This is a genomic window from Methylobacterium trifolii, assembly GCF_022179685.1.
Lineage (GTDB): Bacteria > Pseudomonadota > Alphaproteobacteria > Rhizobiales > Beijerinckiaceae > Methylobacterium > Methylobacterium trifolii.
Map to the genome: position 1 here is coordinate 1 of NZ_BPRB01000078.1, position 16,637 is coordinate 16,637.

Below are 16,637 nucleotides of genomic sequence, written 5' to 3' on the forward strand. Positions count from 1 at the left end.
CCGTCTGCGCCGGGGCCGGCGAGCGGCGCGAAGTAGCGCGCGATCAGGCCGTCCTCGGTCAGACGGCTTGCGGGACGATGCCGCCACGCTGACGCCGGCCCCCGGCCACGACCTCGTCCTCACCGCCGACGCGATCGTCGCGGGCGTGCACTACTTCCCCGAGGACCCGCCCGCCTCCATCGCCCGCAAGGCGCTGGGGGTGAACCTCTCCGACATCGCCGCCAAGGGCGCCGTCCCGCGCGGCTTCCTCCTGACACTGGCGCTGCCGGAGGACTGGACCGAGGCATGGCTCGCCGGCTTCGCCGAGGGGCTCGGGGCGGCATCGGCGTCCTTCGGCTGCCCGCTCCTCGGCGGCGACACCGTGCGCGCGGCCGGACCCGCGCTGATCGGCGTGACCGCGATCGGCGAGGTGCCGACCGGCGGGATCGTGCGCCGCAGGACGGCGCGGATCGGCGACCGGATCTGCGTCAGCGGCACGATCGGCGACGCGGCCCTCGGGTTGCAATTGCGCCTCTCGCCCGAGGCCGGGTGGGCGCGGGGCCTCGACCCGGAATCCGAGGCGCACCTGCTCGACCGTTACCTGCACCCCCAGCCGCGCCTGCGCCTTGCGCCCGCGCTCCGGCGCTTCGCCACGGCGGCGATGGACGTGTCGGACGGCTTAGCCGGCGACCTCGCCAGGATGCTGGCGGGCGAAGGCCGCAGCGCCGTGGTCGACGCCGCCCGCGTTCCCCTGTCGCCAGCGGCGGCGCGCGCCCTGGAACGCGAACCGGCGCTCCTCGACACGGCCCTGACCGGCGGCGACGATTACGAGATCCTCTGCACGGTCCCGGAGGCCGATCTCGACGCCTTCCGCAGGGAGGCCGCAACGGCCGGCGTGCCGGTGGCGGCCATCGGGACCGTGGTCGCGGGCGGAGAACCGCCCGCCTTCGAGACGGAGCGCGGCCGGCGCGTCTTCGCGGCCGGCGCGTTCAGCCACTTCTGAGGGGGGGCGATCCGGGCCGGCGCGCCTCGATCGGACAGTCTCCGGGGACGGTGGCGGCCAGCGATTATTGCGCTGCAGCAATATCCGCTGTTCGCGGGCCGAAGTCGCGTTTGCGCTCCGCCGCGAAGTTTGGCAATCAAGGCGCGCACTTCTGGGAAGGAGTGCCGGAATCCGAGCGCCAACGTCCCACGGCCCCCGCGGCCGAGCTCGGCAATCACAAGCCAACGCCAGGCACATAAATCCAAGGACGGTAGAATGACCGCATTGCTGCTGATCATCCTGGGCGGGCTCTGCGCCGTCGCCTACGGAATCGTCACGATCAACGACGTGATGAAACGCGACGCCGGAACCCAGCGCATGCAGGAGATCGCCGGCGCGATCGCCGAGGGCGCGCAGGCCTACCTCAAGCGCCAGTACGCCACCATCGGCATCGTCGGCATCGTCCTGTTCGTGGCGCTGGCCTACTTCCTCGGAATCAAGGTCGCGGTCGGCTTCGTGATCGGCGCCGTACTCTCGGGCGCGGCCGGCTTCATCGGCATGAACGTCTCGGTGCGCGCCAACGTCCGCACCGCCCAGGCGGCCTCGACCTCGCTGGGCGGGGGCCTGGAGGTCGCCTTCAAGTCGGGCGCCGTCACCGGCATGCTCGTGGCCGGCCTAGCCCTGCTGGGTGTCGCCCTCTACTACCTCTACCTCACCCGCGGCGCAGGTCTTGCCCCGTCGAGCCGCGAGGTCATCGACGCCCTGGTGGCGCTGGGCTTCGGCGCGTCGCTGATCTCGATCTTCGCCCGTCTCGGCGGCGGCATCTTCACCAAGGGCGCCGACGTCGGCGGCGACCTCGTCGGCAAGGTCGAGGCTGGAATTCCCGAGGACGATCCGCGCAACCCCGCCACCATCGCCGACAACGTCGGCGACAACGTCGGCGACTGCGCCGGCATGGCCGCCGACCTGTTCGAGACCTACGCCGTGACGGTCGTCGCCACCATGGTGCTGGCCGCGATCTTCTTCGCGGGCCAGACGGACGTCGCCGGCCGCAACGTCCTCGAAGCTATGATGATCTATCCGCTGGCCATCGGCTCGTCCTGCATCCTCACCTCGATCGCCGGCACCTACGCCGTGCGGCTCGGGGCGAACCAGTCGATCATGGGGGCCCTCTACAAGGGACTGATCACGGCGGGCGTGCTCTCGGTCGGCGCGATCGCGGCCGTGAACTTCGCCCTGTTCGGCAGCTTCTCGACGAGCTTCACCACGTCCACCGGCGTGACCTTCACCTCGGGCGGCCTCCTCGGCTGCGCCGTGATCGGCCTCGTCATCACGGCGCTGATCGTGGTGATCACCGAATACTACACCGGCACGAACTTCCGCCCGGTGAAGTCGATCGCGGCATCCTCCGTCACCGGCCACGGCACCAACGTGATCCAGGGCTTGGCGATCTCCCTGGAATCCACGGCGCTTCCGGCGCTCGTCATCGTCGGCGGCATCATCTCCACCTATGCGCTCGCCGGCCTGTTCGGCATCGCCATCGCGGTCACCGCGATGCTGGCGCTGGCCGGCTTCATCGTGGCGCTGGATGCCTTCGGCCCCGTGACCGACAACGCCGGTGGCATCGCCGAGATGGCCGGCCTCCCGGCCGAGGTCCGCAAGTCGACGGACGCGCTCGACGCGGTCGGCAACACCACCAAGGCGGTGACCAAGGGCTACGCCATCGGCTCGGCCGGCCTCGGCGCCCTGGTGCTGTTTGCCGCCTACACCTCGGACCTGAACTACTTCATCGCCAACGCCAGCCCGACCAAGTACCCCTTCTTCCAGGGTGTCGTCGTCGATTTCTCCCTCTCGAACCCCTACGTCGTCGTCGGTCTGCTGCTCGGCGGCCTGATCCCGTTCCTGTTCGCCGGCATGGCCATGACCGCGGTCGGGCGCGCGGCGAGCGCGGTCGTCGAGGAGGTCCGCCGCCAGTTCCGCGAGAAGCCCGGCATCATGAAGGGGACCGACCGGCCGGATTACGGCCGGGCCGTCGACATGCTGACCCGGGCCGCGATCAAGGAGATGATCGTTCCCTCGCTGCTGCCGGTGCTGATGCCGATCGTGCTGTTCTTCTCGATCCAGCTCGTGGCCGGCAAGTCGCAGGCCTTCGCCACGGTCGGCGCATCGCTGCTGGGCGTGATCCTGACGGGCCTCTACGTCGCCATCTCGATGACTTCGGGGGGCGGCGCCTGGGACAACGCCAAGAAGTACATCGAGGATGGCCACTACGGCGGCAAGGGCTCGGACGCCCACAAGGCGGCCGTGACCGGCGACACCGTCGGCGACCCCTACAAGGACACGGCGGGCCCTGCCGTGAACCCGGCGATCAAGATCACCAACATCATCGCCCTGCTGCTGCTGGCGGTGCTCGCACACAGTTGACTGATAACTGACCCAAAGATCCGCTCTCGACCTCCAAACTTACGCACTAATCAAACCTAAAGTAAAAGGCCACCCGGCGTGAATCGGGTGGCCTTTTGCGTTGCGCCGTGCGTGACGGTTCGTGGTCAGGCTGTGCCAGCGGGATAGACCAGCTCTCGAAGAGCGCCGCGAGGCAGAGGAAGACGCAGAACAGCGACAGGGCGAGCCGGTAGACCGCCTGGGAGCCCGAGAGCTTCTCCTGCAGGGACTGCCCGGTCCAGGCGTGGTCGAACCCGGACGGCCGCTTCGCCGCGAGCCGCTCCATCTCGGCCATGGCGTCGCCGCTGGCGTAGCCCCGCGCTGCGTGCCGGACGTGTCGCTGGTGCTCTCGAAGTACATCAGCCCCGGGATGCCGTTGAGCTCCTCCTCGATGATCCGGGTGACGCCGTCGCAGAGCCGCTCCGGCGGGGCGCCCGGCTAGGCCGCCGTGACCTGGATCGTGACGGGGCCACGTCCGGGTACTGCGACACCGGCAGGGCGGCGATGGAGATCGCACCCACCAGCATGATGAAGAGCGAGATCGCCCAGGCGAAGATCGGGCGGTCGATGAAGAACCGGGTCATGGGAATGCGCCTGCGCAAGCGGAGCCGGGACGACGAGGTTGTCGACCCCCTATCGGTGGGGCTCGGGGGCGGCGGCCGTCCTGCCACCGGTCCAGGCGACGGGATTGACGGCCATGCCGGGCTGGATCTTCTGGAAGCCCTCGACCACGACGGTCTCGCCGGCCTTGAGCCCCTCCTCGACGGTCCAGCCGGTGTCGGTGAGTGCGCCGGTGCGCAGTGGCCGCAAGGCGGTCTTCCCGTCCTCGACGACGTAGTCCTGGGCCTCGCCGGCGCTGCTGCGCTGGATTGCCTGCGCCGGGACGACGACGGCGTCGGCCTTCATGCCCTGTGCGACGCGCACGCGGACGTAGGGTCCCGGCAGCAGGGCCGCCTTCGGATTCGGGAAGGTCGCGCGCAGGCTGACCTGTCCGGTACCTGGATCGACGCCGACGTCGGTGAACAGCAATCGACCGACGGTCGGGTACAGGCCATCGTCCGTCTGGACCAGCCTCACCTCCGTCGCCCCCCTGCCGGCGGCGCGTTCGGCGAGCCGCCCGGATCCGAGGCGGAGGCGCTGAAGTCGGCGAAGATCGGATCGATCTGCTGGATGATCGCAAGCTTCGTCGCATCGGCTCCGCCGACCAGCGCTCCCTCCGTGATCGGGGCACGGCCGATCCGTCCCGCGATGGGAGCCCGCACGGTGGCGAAGTCGAGATCGATCCGGGCCCGGGCGAGTTGCGCCTTGGCGCTGGCCACATCGGCCTCGGCCTGGCGCAGGGTGGCGACCGCGATGTCGTTCTGCGCGGTGCTGGCGGCCTGCCCCTCGACCAGGGTCTCGGTGCGCTCCGACTGGCGCTGGGCCTGCACGCGCGTCGCCTCGGCCCTGGCGACCGCAGCGGTCCTGGTGTCGACCTCTGCCCTGTAGATCGCCGGATCGATCTGGAAGAGCACGTCGCCCTTACCCACGACGCTGCCCTCCTCGAAGGTGCGCTGCTGGATGATGCCGGATACCTGCGCCCGGACCTCGGCCACGCGTGTCGAGGCGAGCCGTCCCGGCAGGTCGAGCATGCGCGGTATGGTGGTCGCCACCACGGTCACGGTCGACACGTCCATGGGTGGCGTCTCCGCCTCGGGCGTCGTCGGGTCGGTTGCGCTCGGCTTGCAGCCGCACAGGGCCAGGACCACGAGGTACGGCGTGATCACCGGGACGATGGGCAAGCGTCTGCGTTCACGCTCTCGCATGGGCGGGCGGGTCCTCGGCAGGGAATGGCGAGTCGGACGGTCCGTCGGGACCGCTCAGTCGGGAAGCGTCATCGCCACCAGGCGCTTGCGGAGGGCGGGGAGGTCCGGCATCGGGCCGCCATCGTCGCGCAGGAGGCCGGCGAGCCAGACCCCGTCGGCGGCAAGCCGCACGATCTCCAGCGTCGGATGGTCGTCGGTCGCGCGGTGCCGCCGGACGAACTTGGCGAACCACTCCGCCGTGACCTGTCGCAGGCTCGGTTCCGTCAGGGACGAGATGTAGAGGGCCGTCCACTGGCTGCCCTGGTTCAGCATCAGGTCGTCCAGGGTGACCGTCACGTAGGCTCGAGTGAATCGGCCGTAGGGCTGCGGATCGGTCACCATCGCCGCCTCGATGTCGGCATCGAGCTTCTCCAGGAGCTCGGCGACGACGGCGTCGATCATGGCCTGCTTGCTCGCGAAGTGGTGGAACATCGCCCCCTTGGTGACGGCCGCCGCCTCGCAGACCGCCTGAACGGTCACGGCGGCGAGCCCCTGCTCCATGGCGAGCCTGGCCGCGCAGTCGAGCAGCGTGCGCCGGACGAGCTCCGGCTGCTTCCTGCGGCGGTAGGCGTTCTCCATGGTCAGTGTCCCGTCGCGGTCGAGAACACCTGCATCACCACGACCCCGCCGACGATCATGGCGATGCCGACCAGAGCCGGCACGTCGAGCGACTGCTTGAAGAGAGTGGCGCCGATCAAAGCGGTCAGGACGACGCCCGCGCCGCTCCAGATGGCGTAGGTGATCCCGAGCGGCATGACCTTCAGGGCGTGCGTCATCAGATAGAACGCGCCGGCATAGAACGCCCCCATCGCCACGGTCGGCACGAGGCGGGTGAACTGCTCGGACTTCTGCAGGAAGGTGGTGCCCGCGACCTCGCACACGATGGCGACGGTCAGGGCGGCGTAGGCGAAGGCTTGGCTCGGCATGATCTCACCGGTCACTCGGTGTACGCATACATACAGACCGTTTGGTATCTTTCAAGTCTCATCTCGCGATCCCGCACGGGTTCCGCTTACTGCGGGTCGCGAAGTGGCGGATGCCCGATGTGACATGTGCGGGACGACGGTGGTGCGATCCCCGCGTCCGAAAGCGGACGGGCGGGTCCCCACCCGGAACGGTCGATCCGCTCCCGACCCAACCCGACCGTCGAGACCGCCGTCAGCGCTTCCCGAAAGCGGCGATTGGTCGGTGATCCGGCAGCTTCGGTTGGAAGTGGTTTGCGGAAGTCAGGCCGCGCCGAAGGCGAGATGATACCGAGCCTCGCCCTCCGGGCGTTTCCCGCACAGGCTTAAGGACTGGAAGTATTCAGGGGCACCCCGGCCAGGACGATAGCCGGGTCGGCAGCGAATCCGAAGCGTCGGTAATAGGCAGGATCACCCAACACAACACAGCCCCCGGCACCACGTTCCCGAAGGCTGCCCAACCCCGCCTCGATCAAGCGCTGGCCTATTCCCTGGCCGCGGTATTCGGGTTGAACCGCCACGGGGCCGAGCCCGAACCAACCTTCCGCCGCGCATCCGACCACGACGGGTGAGAAGGCGACGTGTCCTACGACTTCGTCGGCTACTGTGCAGACAGGAGAGATGGTCAACGCGCCGTCGTCACGGAGGGTGTCCACGATGTCCGCCTCGGTGCCAGTTGCGTGAGGCGCATCGTGGAAGGCAGCGGAGACGAGGGCCCGAATTGCGAGGGTGTCAGAAGCAGTTTCAGGACGTAGGACCATGGCGACGGCATACCCTGTTCGCCTCGTGAGGTCAGCTATCGTTCGTGAGCGGGCTCGGCGACGATGTCCGCTTCCATGCATCGCTGCCCCAAGGCGGACGAGCTGAAATCCACCCCGCGCAGTCATCCTGGCAGCGATTCGACGAAGGCGGAGGAGAGGCCGACGCCATTCCCGAACGCGGTCGTACGCCGGTCGAGGTATCCGGCAAGCGGAACGGCGCCCCCCGCGGCTTCCGGACTGCGCGGGTGGCGGCGACCATCCGCCCAGGGCATTTTCGACGTCCGGCGCCCTCGATGTCGGCGGGGAAGGACTCGGAGGCCGCGATCAGGTCACGAACATTCGCGGCGAAGGCCTCGGCCACGCTGGAGCCGAGGGCGCCCGAACCGATGACGCCGATCCTCAGGAGATTGTACCCGGTTTAGATACGGAGCCGGGGGAGGACGGGTCGTCGGTGCATCGCTTCAGCCGTTCGATCATCCAACGGCCCGCGGGACCGGGCGGCTCGGACGTCCTGTAGACCGCGGACATCGGAAGCGAGAGGCCGCCTTCGGGGACATCCTCGATGGACAGGATCACGAGGCGACCCTCGTCGAGGTCCTGGCGGACCGTGTGAAGCGGCATGCCCCCCCAGCCCAGCCCGCTGAGGAGGAAGGCGTGCTTGGCGAAAAGGTCGCTCAGCCGCCAGGTCGAGGGCGACATCACGCCGAACTCCCGTCCGGCCGACAGGTCGGATCGATCCGTCAGCACGAGTTGCACGTGCTCGGCCAAGGCGGCCTTCGGGATGCGCCCGTGATGCGCCGCGAGCGGATGGCCGCTGGCCGCGACCATGACGAAAGCCACGTTCGCGATGCGTTCGGCCGTGAGTCCGGCCGGCAGGGTCGGCAGCGAACCCACGAGACCGAAGCTCGCACGTCCGTCCATGACCGGTTGGACGGTGGCGCCCAAGGCCTCGACGTAGAGCCGCAGCGGCGTCGCCGAGAAGCCCTCCCGGAACTCCCGGGCGACCTCGGCGAAGGCGGCTATGGGGAAGAACACGTCGATGACGGCGGTGAGCTCGGGCTCAAGCCCACCCGCGATACCCTTGGCCCGTGCCTTCAGGCCGTTGACGCCGGCGACGATGGCCCGGGCATCGGCCAGCAGCACCGTTCCCTCGGTCGTCAGGCGCGGATAGCGACCGCTCCGGTCGAACAGGACGACCCCGAGTTGCGCTTCCAGGTTCGCCATCGTCTCGCTGACCGCGGATTGGGTGCGTCGAAGCTTCCGGGCCGCCGCGGAGAAGCTGCCTTCGTCGACCGCGGCCTCGAAGATCCTCAGTTGGTCCAGGGACAATCCGTCGAGCATGAAAGCAAGCCGTCCATCGGAAAGACCGATGGATAGCATCGAGACGTTCGGAGGGCCATGTGGTCCCGAGCAGGATGTGTCCATGATGGTCCCTCCTCGGGACGACGAAGCCTTCGACGCGCATCCATCGAATTACCCGATGCTTAGCATCGTGAAAGAGTGGCTATCCCGATGCCGCGGGAGGTCGTCTAACCGATCCTACGCAAGGGTTGGAAGCGGCCTCCGGCCGAGTGCCCCGATGCCCTCCATCGATGACCACAGGCTCACGCCATGACCAAGATCCTGCACATCGACTCCAGCATCCTCGGCGCCCATTCGGTCAGCCGGGGGCTCACCGCCGAGATCGTGGCCAGGCTGCAGGCCCTCCATCCGGGCGCCGAGGTCATCCGCCGCGACCTCGCGGCCGATCCCACCCTGCACCTGTCGGACGCGCACCTGGCGGTGTTCCACGGCGGCGAGGTCGGCAGCCCGGCCCTCGGCGAGGATCTCGCCAAGGGCGGCGCCTACGTGGATGATCTGTTCGCTTCGGACATCATCGTCATCGGTGCGCCGATGTACAACTTCTCCGTCCCGTCGCAGCTCAAGGCGTGGATCGACCGAGTCTGCGTCGCCGGCCGCACCTTCAGGTACGGACCGAACGGCGCCGAGGGGCTCGTGAAGGGCAAGGCGGTCTTCGTCGCCTCGACCCGGGGCGGCATCTACACCGGCGACGGCGCGATGGCCGGCTTTGATCATCAGGAAAGCTACCTGCGCGTCGCGCTCGGCTTCATCGGCCTCACCGACGTCACCATCGTGCGGGCCGAGGGCCTCGCGAAGGACGAAGCGTCGAAGGAGCAGGCCGTCGCCGAGGCCAGGGCTCAGGTCGCCGCGCTCGCGGCCTGAACCCGCCGGCCCCGAACGACCCCGATGAGGACAAGACGATGGAAATCGGTATCGACAGCTTCGCCGCCACCATCCCGGACCCGGCGACGGGTCGGACGGTCCCGCCGGCGGACCGGTTGGAGGCCCTGCTGGCCGAGGTGGAGACAGCCGACCGGGTGGGCCTCGACGTCTTCGGCATTGGCGAGCATCACCGTCCGGAATTCCTGGACGCCGCCCCCACCGTCATCCTGGCGGCCGCGGCGGCCCGCACCAAGCGCATCCGGTTGGCCAGCGCGGTCACGGTGCTGAGCGCCGCCGATCCGGTGCGCGTCTTCCAGGAGTTCGCCACCGTCGACCTCATCGCCAAGGGGCGCGCCGAGATCGTGGTCGGGCGCGGCTCGTTCGGGGAGGCCTACCCGCTCTTCGGCTTCGCCATGCAGGACTACGACGCCCTGTTCGCGGAGAAGCTCGACCTGCTCCTGAAGCTGCGCGACGAGGTCAAGGTGACCTGGAGCGGGCGATTCCGGCCGCCGCTGGACGGCCAGGGCGTCTATCCGCGGCCGCATCAGGCACGGATACCCATCTGGCTCGGCGTCGGCGGCACGCCGGCTTCCTTCGCCCGCGCCGGGACGCTGGGCCTGCCGCTGATGGTGGCGATCATCGGGGGCAGCTTCGAGCGTTTCCGCCCCCTCGTCGACCTCTACCGGGAGGCAGGCCGCAGGGCGGGTCACGCAACCGAGACGCTCCGGGTCGGCGTCCATGCCATGGGCTTCGTCGGCGACACGGACGAAGCCGCCCGCGAGGCGTTCTTCCCCGGCTGGGCCCACATGTTCACCGAGATCGGGCGCGAGCGCGGCTGGGCCCGTGTCACCCGCCCCCAGTTCGACGCCATGTGCGGCTCCGGAGGCGCCTTCCTGATCGGCTCGCCCGGCACCGTCCGCGACAAGGTCCTCGCGGCGAACGAGGCGCTGGGCGGGCTCTCGCGCATCACGTTCCAGATGAGCTCGGCCATGCTGGAGACCGAGGCGATGCAGCGCTCGATCAGGCTGCTCGGCACCGAGGTCTCGCCGGCCGTCAAGACCGCATTGGAAAAGTGAGGCCATGGGTGAGCCGACACGGCCACTTCAAGTGCATCCGCCGCGCGCTCGTCGTGCATCAGCCGCTCTGGGCCTACACCCGCGACCTGCATCGGCACCCGGCCATCCGGCCGACGGTCGATCTCGGTCACATCAAGCGGCACGACTACGCCGGCCATCCGTGGCTGAACCCGAGCCGCGCCCTGCCGGTCGGACCCGAGTTCGACTTCGATGCTCCGTCGGGACGTGAGCGCCTGATGCCTTGAACGACCGGACCCGGCAGGCTCGTTGGTGCTATCCATCGCCAGTTCCGATGGATAGCATCGAATCATACAGGCTTTCGAACCATCCGGTGATCGGTGAAGAAGGTGCCGCAGGAGCGGCACCGGACCCGGGACCGGCCTGCAAACCGGGCGACAGGCGTCGCCCCCATCCGGAGATCGACGTTGAAGACCCTCTTCATCCCGACCGTCGCACTGACCCTCGCCCTGGCCGTCCCGGCCCTGGCGCAGACCCCGCCGACGCACGACCCGGCCCAGATCCAGGCCGGCACCTACGCGGTCGACCCCTACCACACGCAGGTGGGGTGGCAGGTCTCCCACATGGGCTTCTCGAATTACCGTGGCGGCTTCTCGGACGTGTCGGGCTCCCTGACCCTCGATCCGAAGAACCCGGCCCAGGCGAAGCTCTCGATCAAGATCCCGGTCGCGTCCGTCTCGACCACCAGCGACAAGCTCACCGGCGAGCTCAAGGGAGACCAGTGGCTCGATGGCGCCAAGTTCCCGGAGATGACGTTCGTATCCACGAAGGTCGAGCCGCAGGGCAAGGACAAGGCGAAGGTGCTCGGCAACCTCACCCTGCACGGCGTCACGAAGCCCGTCACCCTCGACGTTACCCTGGTCGGCGCCGGCGCCAACCCGATGAGCAAGAAGTACACGGTCGGCTTCGACGCGACCGGCACGATCAAGCGCTCCGAGTTCGGCGTGAAGACCTTCGTGCCCCTCGTCGGCGACGATCTCCACCTCACCATCGCTGGCGCGTTCGAGCGCCAGGACTGACGGCAGGGGCCGAGGACGGGGGCGGGTCATGTCCAGGGATACGCGAGGCTACACCCGGGTAGCGATCCTGCTGCACTGGTTCAGCGCGCTGTGCGTGCTGGGCCTGCTGGGGATGGGCCTGCTCATGGAGCACGGCGACTTGGCGCCGATGCGCTGGTTCCAGCTGTACCAGTGGCACAAGTCGGTCGGCATTACGGTCCTTCTGCTGACCGTCCTTCGTCTCGCCTGGCGATGGGGCCACAGGCCGCCGCCCCATCCGGACGGCATGCCGGCGCGCGAGCGCCGGGCGGCCTCGGCGGCCCATCTCACGCTGTACGGGTTGTTGGTCGGCCTGCCGCTTGCCGGCTGGGCGGTCGTCTCGCTCTCGCCCTTCAACATCCCGACGGTGCTGTTCGGCCAGATCCCCTGGCCGCACCTGCCGCTCTCCGGACACGTCGACCCGGCCGCGGGCGAGGCCGTGATGAAGCGCGTCCACGCCTACGGCGCCTGGTTCCTCGGTTCGCTCGTCGTGCTCCACGTGGCGGCGGCGCTGCGCCATCACTGGGTCCTTCGCGACGACGTTCTGCGTCGCATGGCGCCGGTCCTGCGCGGTACGGGCGACCGTTCCCTTACGAGATCATCATCATGAACGTCCGTCACCTCCTCGTCCTGATGGCCCTCCAGGCGGTCCCGTCCATGGGCCTCGCCGCCGATTGGCAGGTCGACCCGGCAGGGAGTTCGATCAGGTTCTCCGGCGTGCAGGTCGGGGTCCCGTTCACCGGACGCTTCCAGCGCTTCGAGGCGGCGGTGAGCTTCGATCCCGCCAAGCCCGAGACCGGGAGCGCAAAGGTCCTGATCGACCTGACCAGCGCGAAGACCGGCGACGTCCAGCGCGACGAGGCGATGCCCCAGAAGGATTGGTTCGACGTCAAGGCCGAGGCGACGGCCCGCTTCGAGGCGAGTCGTTTCGTCGCCAAGGGCGACGGCCGTTACGACGCGGTCGGCACCTTGACCATCCGGGGCAGGAGCAAGCCCGTCACGCTCCCGTTCCGCCTCGGCCTCGACGGCGGACACGCCCATGCGGTCGGGCATCTCGACCTCGTCCGCACGGAGTTCGGCGTCGGTCAAGGCCCATGGGCGTCGGGGCAATGGGTGGCCCTCGAGGTGGGTGTCGACGTGGATCTCGTCGCATCGATCAAGTCCGGGTTGTAGCTGAAGAAAGAGTCCGGACTTTCCTTGGTGGCGCCGTTCCGAAACGGCCCTGGGCTTCGCTGGTCTCCGCCGGCGTTCCTCGTTCCCGGGGCAGATCGGCAAGGCTGGATGACCGGTTTATCGGTCTGTCGCCGGTTGGCGGACAGACCGCAAACCACCGAGGCTTTGTGAGAACCTGGGTTTACCGACACGGGTCGCACACGGGCGGTAGCATCACGGATCGAAGCGGCGGCACTCAGGCCCGATTGGCCGCGATCAGCGGCCCGGCACCGAAGATCCGGATCAACCGCTTCATGTCGCAGGCCGGAACGTGGAGGCTCATCCCTGTTCTGACCTTGGCCAAGGTCCGGGTCGGGAAGTGGGTCGCCACCATCCGGGTCGTCAAGGTGCCGAATGGGTGCTCCACGGTCTGGCGTCGGATCTTCATCGCGTCCGGCATCCGATCGAGCCGCTCCTGCATCGCGTCGAGCACGCCCTCATGCACCCGGCGCTTCACCCGCCGCGTCTGCGTCGGCGTGCAGTGGGGCTTGAGCGCGCCGCTGATGCAGGCCGTCAGGTTGCGATCGTAGTCCATCGCATCTCCCTCGGCCCGGCGGTCGGACCGGGCCGTCCCCTTGGTCAGGTGCAGGCCGGCGGCACGGGTGACCTCCCCGACGATCGGCTTGCATTCCACGACGAGACCGACGGCGTGCGCGTGGTCCACCGGGCCGACTTCACCCTCACGCGGGAGGGGGGCGGGGGACCCGGATCGAGGGCGAGCCGTACTGGCACCTCTCCTTTACAACGCGCGCATTTGGGTCTCTCTTGCGCCGCGAACTCGCCATATGACGGTCGACGACAAACGGGGACGCCAACCCCGGACCATGGGGATGAGGCAATGCTGGATCAGGGATCAACCCACCGAGAGTGGGCCAGTCTGATCACGGAGGGGATCGCCGAAGCGGCGTATGTCCGCGAGGACTATGCACGACGGAGATCCGTCGACGAGGCACGGCAGCGAACCCTGGCGCTCGGCCGCATCGTCCAGACGGACATCATCCCCCGGCTGATGTTGATCGATCGCGGCAAGAGGCAGGCCCGGTCGGACGTTCTGCCGAAGCTGGATACGGAAACGGTCGCAGGCTTCACGGATCTGATCCTCGGGCACGACGTCACGCCCGTCATGAACGCCTTCACCGCCCTGACGGCCAAGGGCTATTGCGTCGACGACCTGTTCCTCGACCTGCTGGCACCTTCGGCGGCCCTCTTGGGACGCATGTGGGACGACGATCTGTGCGACTTCATCGAGGTCACGGCCGGCCTCGCCCAACTCCAGTTCCTGTTGGCCATGTTCCGCTCGGACGGAGGCATCGCGCCATACGATAGCGAGCGCCGTATCCTCCTGATGGGGGCACCAGGCGAGGCTCACACCTTCGGCTTGGCGATCGTGGAGCAGTTCATGCGGAAGGCCGGCTGGCATGTGGCGAGCGGCCTTGCCTCCAGTCCCGAGGAGATCGCCGATCTCGTCGGTTCGGAGTCGTTCGGCGTGGTGGGCCTGACGCTGAGCCGGGAGAGCCACCTCGATCAACTCGCCGCCTCGATCAGGGCAGTGCGACGGGCGTCGCTCAACCCTTCGCTCGGCGTCATGGTCGGAGGCCCCGTCTTCCTTGAGCATCCCGAATATGTCGAACGGGTCGGCGCCGATGCCTCGGCGGTCGATGCCCCCACCGCGGTGCTCCTCGCACAGAGGCTCCTCACATCCGCGAAGTCCGAACGCTCGACAAGGCCATGACGAGAAATCGACGACCGCCGTGGCGATTTCTGAGATTTCGAGCTCTCGAAAGACTGAACCGGGCCGGGTTACCCGGAGGCCATTCGGTTTGAGTGAAGCGGCCGAGGTTTGCACCTCGGTCTGGGCATAATAGCGCGCTTCGGCCTCGGCGGGAGGAATAGTCCCGGTCGGTCGGAGCGGGCGGCGGGTATCGAACCAGTCGACCCATTCGAGGGTGGCGAACTCGACGGCCTCGAACGACCGTCACGGGCCATGGCGATGGATCACCTCGGTCTTGAACAGGCCGCCGCCCTGGACGGGACGACGCGCGTGCAGGGCCTTCTCCAAGGCGCCGAGCAAGAAGGCGGCGTGGGCGGTTCGAGAGATCCGCCAGCCGACGATGCGGCGGGCGAAGACGTCGATCACGGAGGCCACGTAGACGAAGCTGGTCCAGGTCGCGACGCAGGTGAATTCGCTGACCCACAACGCGTTCGGGCGCGGTGCTTTGAACTGGCGGTTGATCCGGTCGAGTGGGCACACTGCCGCTGGGTCGGGGATCGTCGTCCGGACCGTCCTGCCCCGCACGACACCCTTCAGTCCCATCGCCCGCATCAGCTTCGCGACGGTGCACCAGGCCACCACGATCCCGTCCCGGCGGAGCTGGTGCCAGACTTTCCGTACGCTGGTAGACGTGGAAGTTCGCCTCGAACACGCGCCGGGTCCCGACCATCGGCGCCGCCTCGCTCCTGGCCCGTGCCGGCAGCCTGCCGGGATCGGCGCGCCGTGCAGCCTGCGCGCGGTCCGTCGACGGGGCGATCGGCAGCACCCTGCAGAACCGCGCGGGCACGGACCTCGGGGGATACGGTGGGGGTCGCTTCGTCATCGCTCCATCCACTCAAGAGTTGGAGCCCCCGGGAAACCCGGCGCGATTCGACTTTGGGTCACGCCTGTTTTTGTGCGCTCTTGAGGCTATTCGGAACATTGGATCGGCTATCGTTGACGCCACCTGAGGTCGGGACCGTGCGGCGGGTCGGGGTCCGGGCGGACCCCGACCCGTTTCGCGTCTGCCGCACCCCGATGTGCGGCGGCGCACAAGAAGTCCTGCGCCATGCGCGTGCCGCCCTGGCACCGCGTAGGTTCCGGTCCACCTATGCGCCCAGGGGACAACCGATCGCCGCCGGGCCTCGACCCGGCCGGCCGATCCAGCCACGGGACATCCATGCCGTCACTGTTCGATCCGATCCGCATCGGGGCCATCGAGGCGCCCAACCGCATCTTCATGGCGCCGCTCACCCGCGGCCGGGCCACGCGCGAGCACGTGCCGACCCCGCTGATGGCCGAGTACTACGCCCAGCGCGCGGGCGCCGGCCTGATCCTCACCGAGGCGACCGGCATCAGCCGCGAGGGCTTGGGCTGGCCCTACGCGCCGGGCATCTGGTCCGACGAGCAGGTCGCGGCCTGGAAGCCGGTGGTGAAGGCCGTGCACGACGCCGGCGGGCGCATCGTCTGCCAGATCTGGCACATGGGCCGCCTCGTCCATCCGGACTTCCTCGGCGGCGAGAAGCCGGTCTCGTCCTCGGCGACGACGGCGCCGGATGCCGCCCACACCTACGAGGGCAAGAAGCCCTATGCCGAGGCGCGCGCCTTGGAGATCGACGAGATTCCGCGCCTCCTCGAAGATTATCGGCGCGCCGCCCGCAACGCGATCGCGGCCGGCTTCGACGGCGTGCAGATCCACGCGGCGAACGGCTACCTGATCGACGAGTTCCTGCGTGACGGGGACAACAAGCGCACCGACGCCTATGGCGGCTCCATCGAGAATCGCGTGCGCCTGCTGCGCGAGGTGACGCAGGCGGTGGCCGACACCGTCGGCAAGGACCGCACGGGCGTGCGCCTGTCGCCGAACGGCCTCATCCAGGGCACCGACGACTCGAACCCCGAGCCGCTGTTCGTGGCCGCGGCGAGGGCGCTCTCCGAGATCGGCATCGCCTTCCTAGAGATGCGTGAGCCGGGCCCCAATGGCACGTTCGGCACGGCCAACCACCCGCCGATCGCGCCCGCGATGAAGCGGGTCTTCCACGGTCCGCTGATCCTGAACTCGGATTACGACGGCCGCAGCGCCCAGGCTGCCCTCGACGAGGGCAACGCCGACGCCATTGCCTTCGGCCGCACCTACCTCGCCAACCCCGACCTGCCCGTGCGGCTGGCCGCGGACGCGCCCCTGAACAAGGACGTGGCGAGCACCTGGTACAGCCAGGGCCCGGAAGGTTATGTCGACTACCCGACGCTGGCCGCCTCGAAGGCGGCCTGAAAGTACCCGCCGCCGGAGCATGCCATGCCCCGGCGGCATCGTCCGGGGGGAGGAACGTGCAGGCATCGCCCGCATGAGC

At 68.8% G+C, this 16,637-nt stretch carries 14 protein-coding genes and 5 pseudogenes; 10 read left to right on the top strand and 9 right to left on the bottom strand.

What is annotated here, in order from left to right; translation table 11 throughout:
- Nucleotides 1-4: 4 nt before the first annotated feature.
- Both thiL and COGEMETH_RS07480 read left to right on the top strand, forming a co-directional pair.
- Nucleotides 5-982: a thiamine-phosphate kinase gene (thiL, locus tag COGEMETH_RS07475; RefSeq protein WP_373875329.1), complete on the top strand. Its 978-nt coding sequence runs from the start codon at nucleotides 5-7 to the stop codon at nucleotides 980-982.
- 255 nt (nucleotides 983-1,237) lie between these two features.
- A complete protein-coding gene (locus COGEMETH_RS07480; protein ID WP_238181983.1) occupies nucleotides 1,238-3,385 on the top strand; it encodes a sodium-translocating pyrophosphatase in 2,148 nt (715 codons plus the stop codon).
- A gap of 133 nt (nucleotides 3,386-3,518) precedes the next feature.
- Here COGEMETH_RS07480 and COGEMETH_RS07485 read toward each other — a convergent pair.
- The 7 genes and pseudogenes from COGEMETH_RS07485 to COGEMETH_RS07515 form a co-directional block, all read right to left on the bottom strand.
- Nucleotides 3,519-3,728, bottom strand: a pseudogene (locus COGEMETH_RS07485) (efflux RND transporter permease subunit); the annotation flags it as partial.
- A 2-nt stretch (nucleotides 3,729-3,730) separates the two neighbouring features.
- Nucleotides 3,731-3,987 (bottom strand): annotated as a pseudogene (locus tag COGEMETH_RS07490) (efflux RND transporter permease subunit); the annotation flags it as partial.
- A gap of 49 nt (nucleotides 3,988-4,036) precedes the next feature.
- Nucleotides 4,037-5,208, bottom strand: a pseudogene (locus tag COGEMETH_RS07495) (efflux RND transporter periplasmic adaptor subunit).
- 54 nt (nucleotides 5,209-5,262) lie between these two features.
- Nucleotides 5,263-5,826: a TetR/AcrR family transcriptional regulator gene (locus tag COGEMETH_RS07500; protein WP_238181985.1), complete on the bottom strand. Its 564-nt coding sequence runs from the start codon at nucleotides 5,824-5,826 to the stop codon at nucleotides 5,263-5,265.
- 2 nt (nucleotides 5,827-5,828) lie between these two features.
- On the bottom strand, nucleotides 5,829-6,173 hold the full coding sequence (locus COGEMETH_RS07505; protein WP_238181986.1) for a DMT family transporter: 345 nt from the start codon (nucleotides 6,171-6,173) through the stop codon (nucleotides 5,829-5,831).
- Nucleotides 6,174-6,535: 362 nt separating this feature from the next.
- Complete coding sequence (locus COGEMETH_RS07510; RefSeq protein ID WP_306421730.1) at nucleotides 6,536-7,096, bottom strand: GNAT family N-acetyltransferase; 561 nt, start codon at nucleotides 7,094-7,096, stop codon at nucleotides 6,536-6,538.
- Between the two features lie 273 nt (nucleotides 7,097-7,369).
- Complete coding sequence (locus tag COGEMETH_RS07515; protein ID WP_238181987.1) at nucleotides 7,370-8,311, bottom strand: LysR family transcriptional regulator; 942 nt, start codon at nucleotides 8,309-8,311, stop codon at nucleotides 7,370-7,372.
- A 270-nt stretch (nucleotides 8,312-8,581) separates the two neighbouring features.
- On the opposite strand from COGEMETH_RS07515, the gene COGEMETH_RS07520 reads away from it, so the two are divergent.
- The 6 genes from COGEMETH_RS07520 (at nucleotide 8,582) to COGEMETH_RS07545 (ending at nucleotide 12,497) form a co-directional block, all read left to right on the top strand.
- A complete protein-coding gene (locus tag COGEMETH_RS07520) occupies nucleotides 8,582-9,193 on the top strand; it encodes an FMN-dependent NADH-azoreductase (protein ID WP_238181988.1) in 612 nt (203 codons plus the stop codon).
- Between the two features lie 38 nt (nucleotides 9,194-9,231).
- Complete coding sequence (locus tag COGEMETH_RS07525) at nucleotides 9,232-10,269, top strand: LLM class flavin-dependent oxidoreductase (protein ID WP_238181989.1); 1,038 nt, start codon at nucleotides 9,232-9,234, stop codon at nucleotides 10,267-10,269.
- Between the two features lie 8 nt (nucleotides 10,270-10,277).
- The gene (locus COGEMETH_RS07530; RefSeq protein ID WP_238181990.1) at nucleotides 10,278-10,514 is read left to right on the top strand and encodes a glutathione S-transferase family protein; all 237 of its coding nucleotides are present in this window, start codon (nucleotides 10,278-10,280) and stop codon (nucleotides 10,512-10,514) included.
- Nucleotides 10,515-10,694: 180 nt separating this feature from the next.
- Nucleotides 10,695-11,306 carry a YceI family protein gene (locus tag COGEMETH_RS07535; RefSeq protein ID WP_238181991.1) on the top strand — a complete coding sequence of 204 codons (612 nt, stop codon included), beginning with the start codon at nucleotides 10,695-10,697 and terminating at the stop codon, nucleotides 11,304-11,306.
- 28 nt (nucleotides 11,307-11,334) lie between these two features.
- Nucleotides 11,335-11,934 (top strand): cytochrome b, encoded by a 600-nt coding sequence (locus COGEMETH_RS07540; protein WP_238181992.1) that lies wholly within the window; start codon nucleotides 11,335-11,337, stop codon nucleotides 11,932-11,934.
- Nucleotides 11,931-12,497: a YceI family protein gene (locus COGEMETH_RS07545; RefSeq protein ID WP_238181993.1), complete on the top strand. Its 567-nt coding sequence runs from the start codon at nucleotides 11,931-11,933 to the stop codon at nucleotides 12,495-12,497. Before COGEMETH_RS07540 ends, COGEMETH_RS07545 begins: the two co-directional genes overlap by 4 nt.
- Before the next feature lie 235 nt (nucleotides 12,498-12,732).
- Here the strand turns inward: COGEMETH_RS07545 and COGEMETH_RS07550 are convergent.
- Nucleotides 12,733-13,140, bottom strand: a pseudogene (locus tag COGEMETH_RS07550) (IS5/IS1182 family transposase); the annotation flags it as partial.
- Nucleotides 13,141-13,374: 234 nt separating this feature from the next.
- Here COGEMETH_RS07550 and COGEMETH_RS07555 point away from each other — a divergent pair.
- Complete coding sequence (locus tag COGEMETH_RS07555; RefSeq protein WP_238181994.1) at nucleotides 13,375-14,268, top strand: cobalamin B12-binding domain-containing protein; 894 nt, start codon at nucleotides 13,375-13,377, stop codon at nucleotides 14,266-14,268.
- Between the two features lie 96 nt (nucleotides 14,269-14,364).
- Here COGEMETH_RS07555 and COGEMETH_RS07560 read toward each other — a convergent pair.
- A pseudogene (locus tag COGEMETH_RS07560) lies at nucleotides 14,365-15,079 on the bottom strand (IS3 family transposase); the annotation flags it as partial.
- Nucleotides 15,080-15,466: 387 nt separating this feature from the next.
- On the opposite strand from COGEMETH_RS07560, the gene COGEMETH_RS07565 reads away from it, so the two are divergent.
- Nucleotides 15,467-16,558 carry an alkene reductase gene (locus tag COGEMETH_RS07565; RefSeq protein WP_238181995.1) on the top strand — a complete coding sequence of 364 codons (1,092 nt, stop codon included), beginning with the start codon at nucleotides 15,467-15,469 and terminating at the stop codon, nucleotides 16,556-16,558.
- The last annotated feature ends 79 nt before the right edge of the window (nucleotides 16,559-16,637 follow it).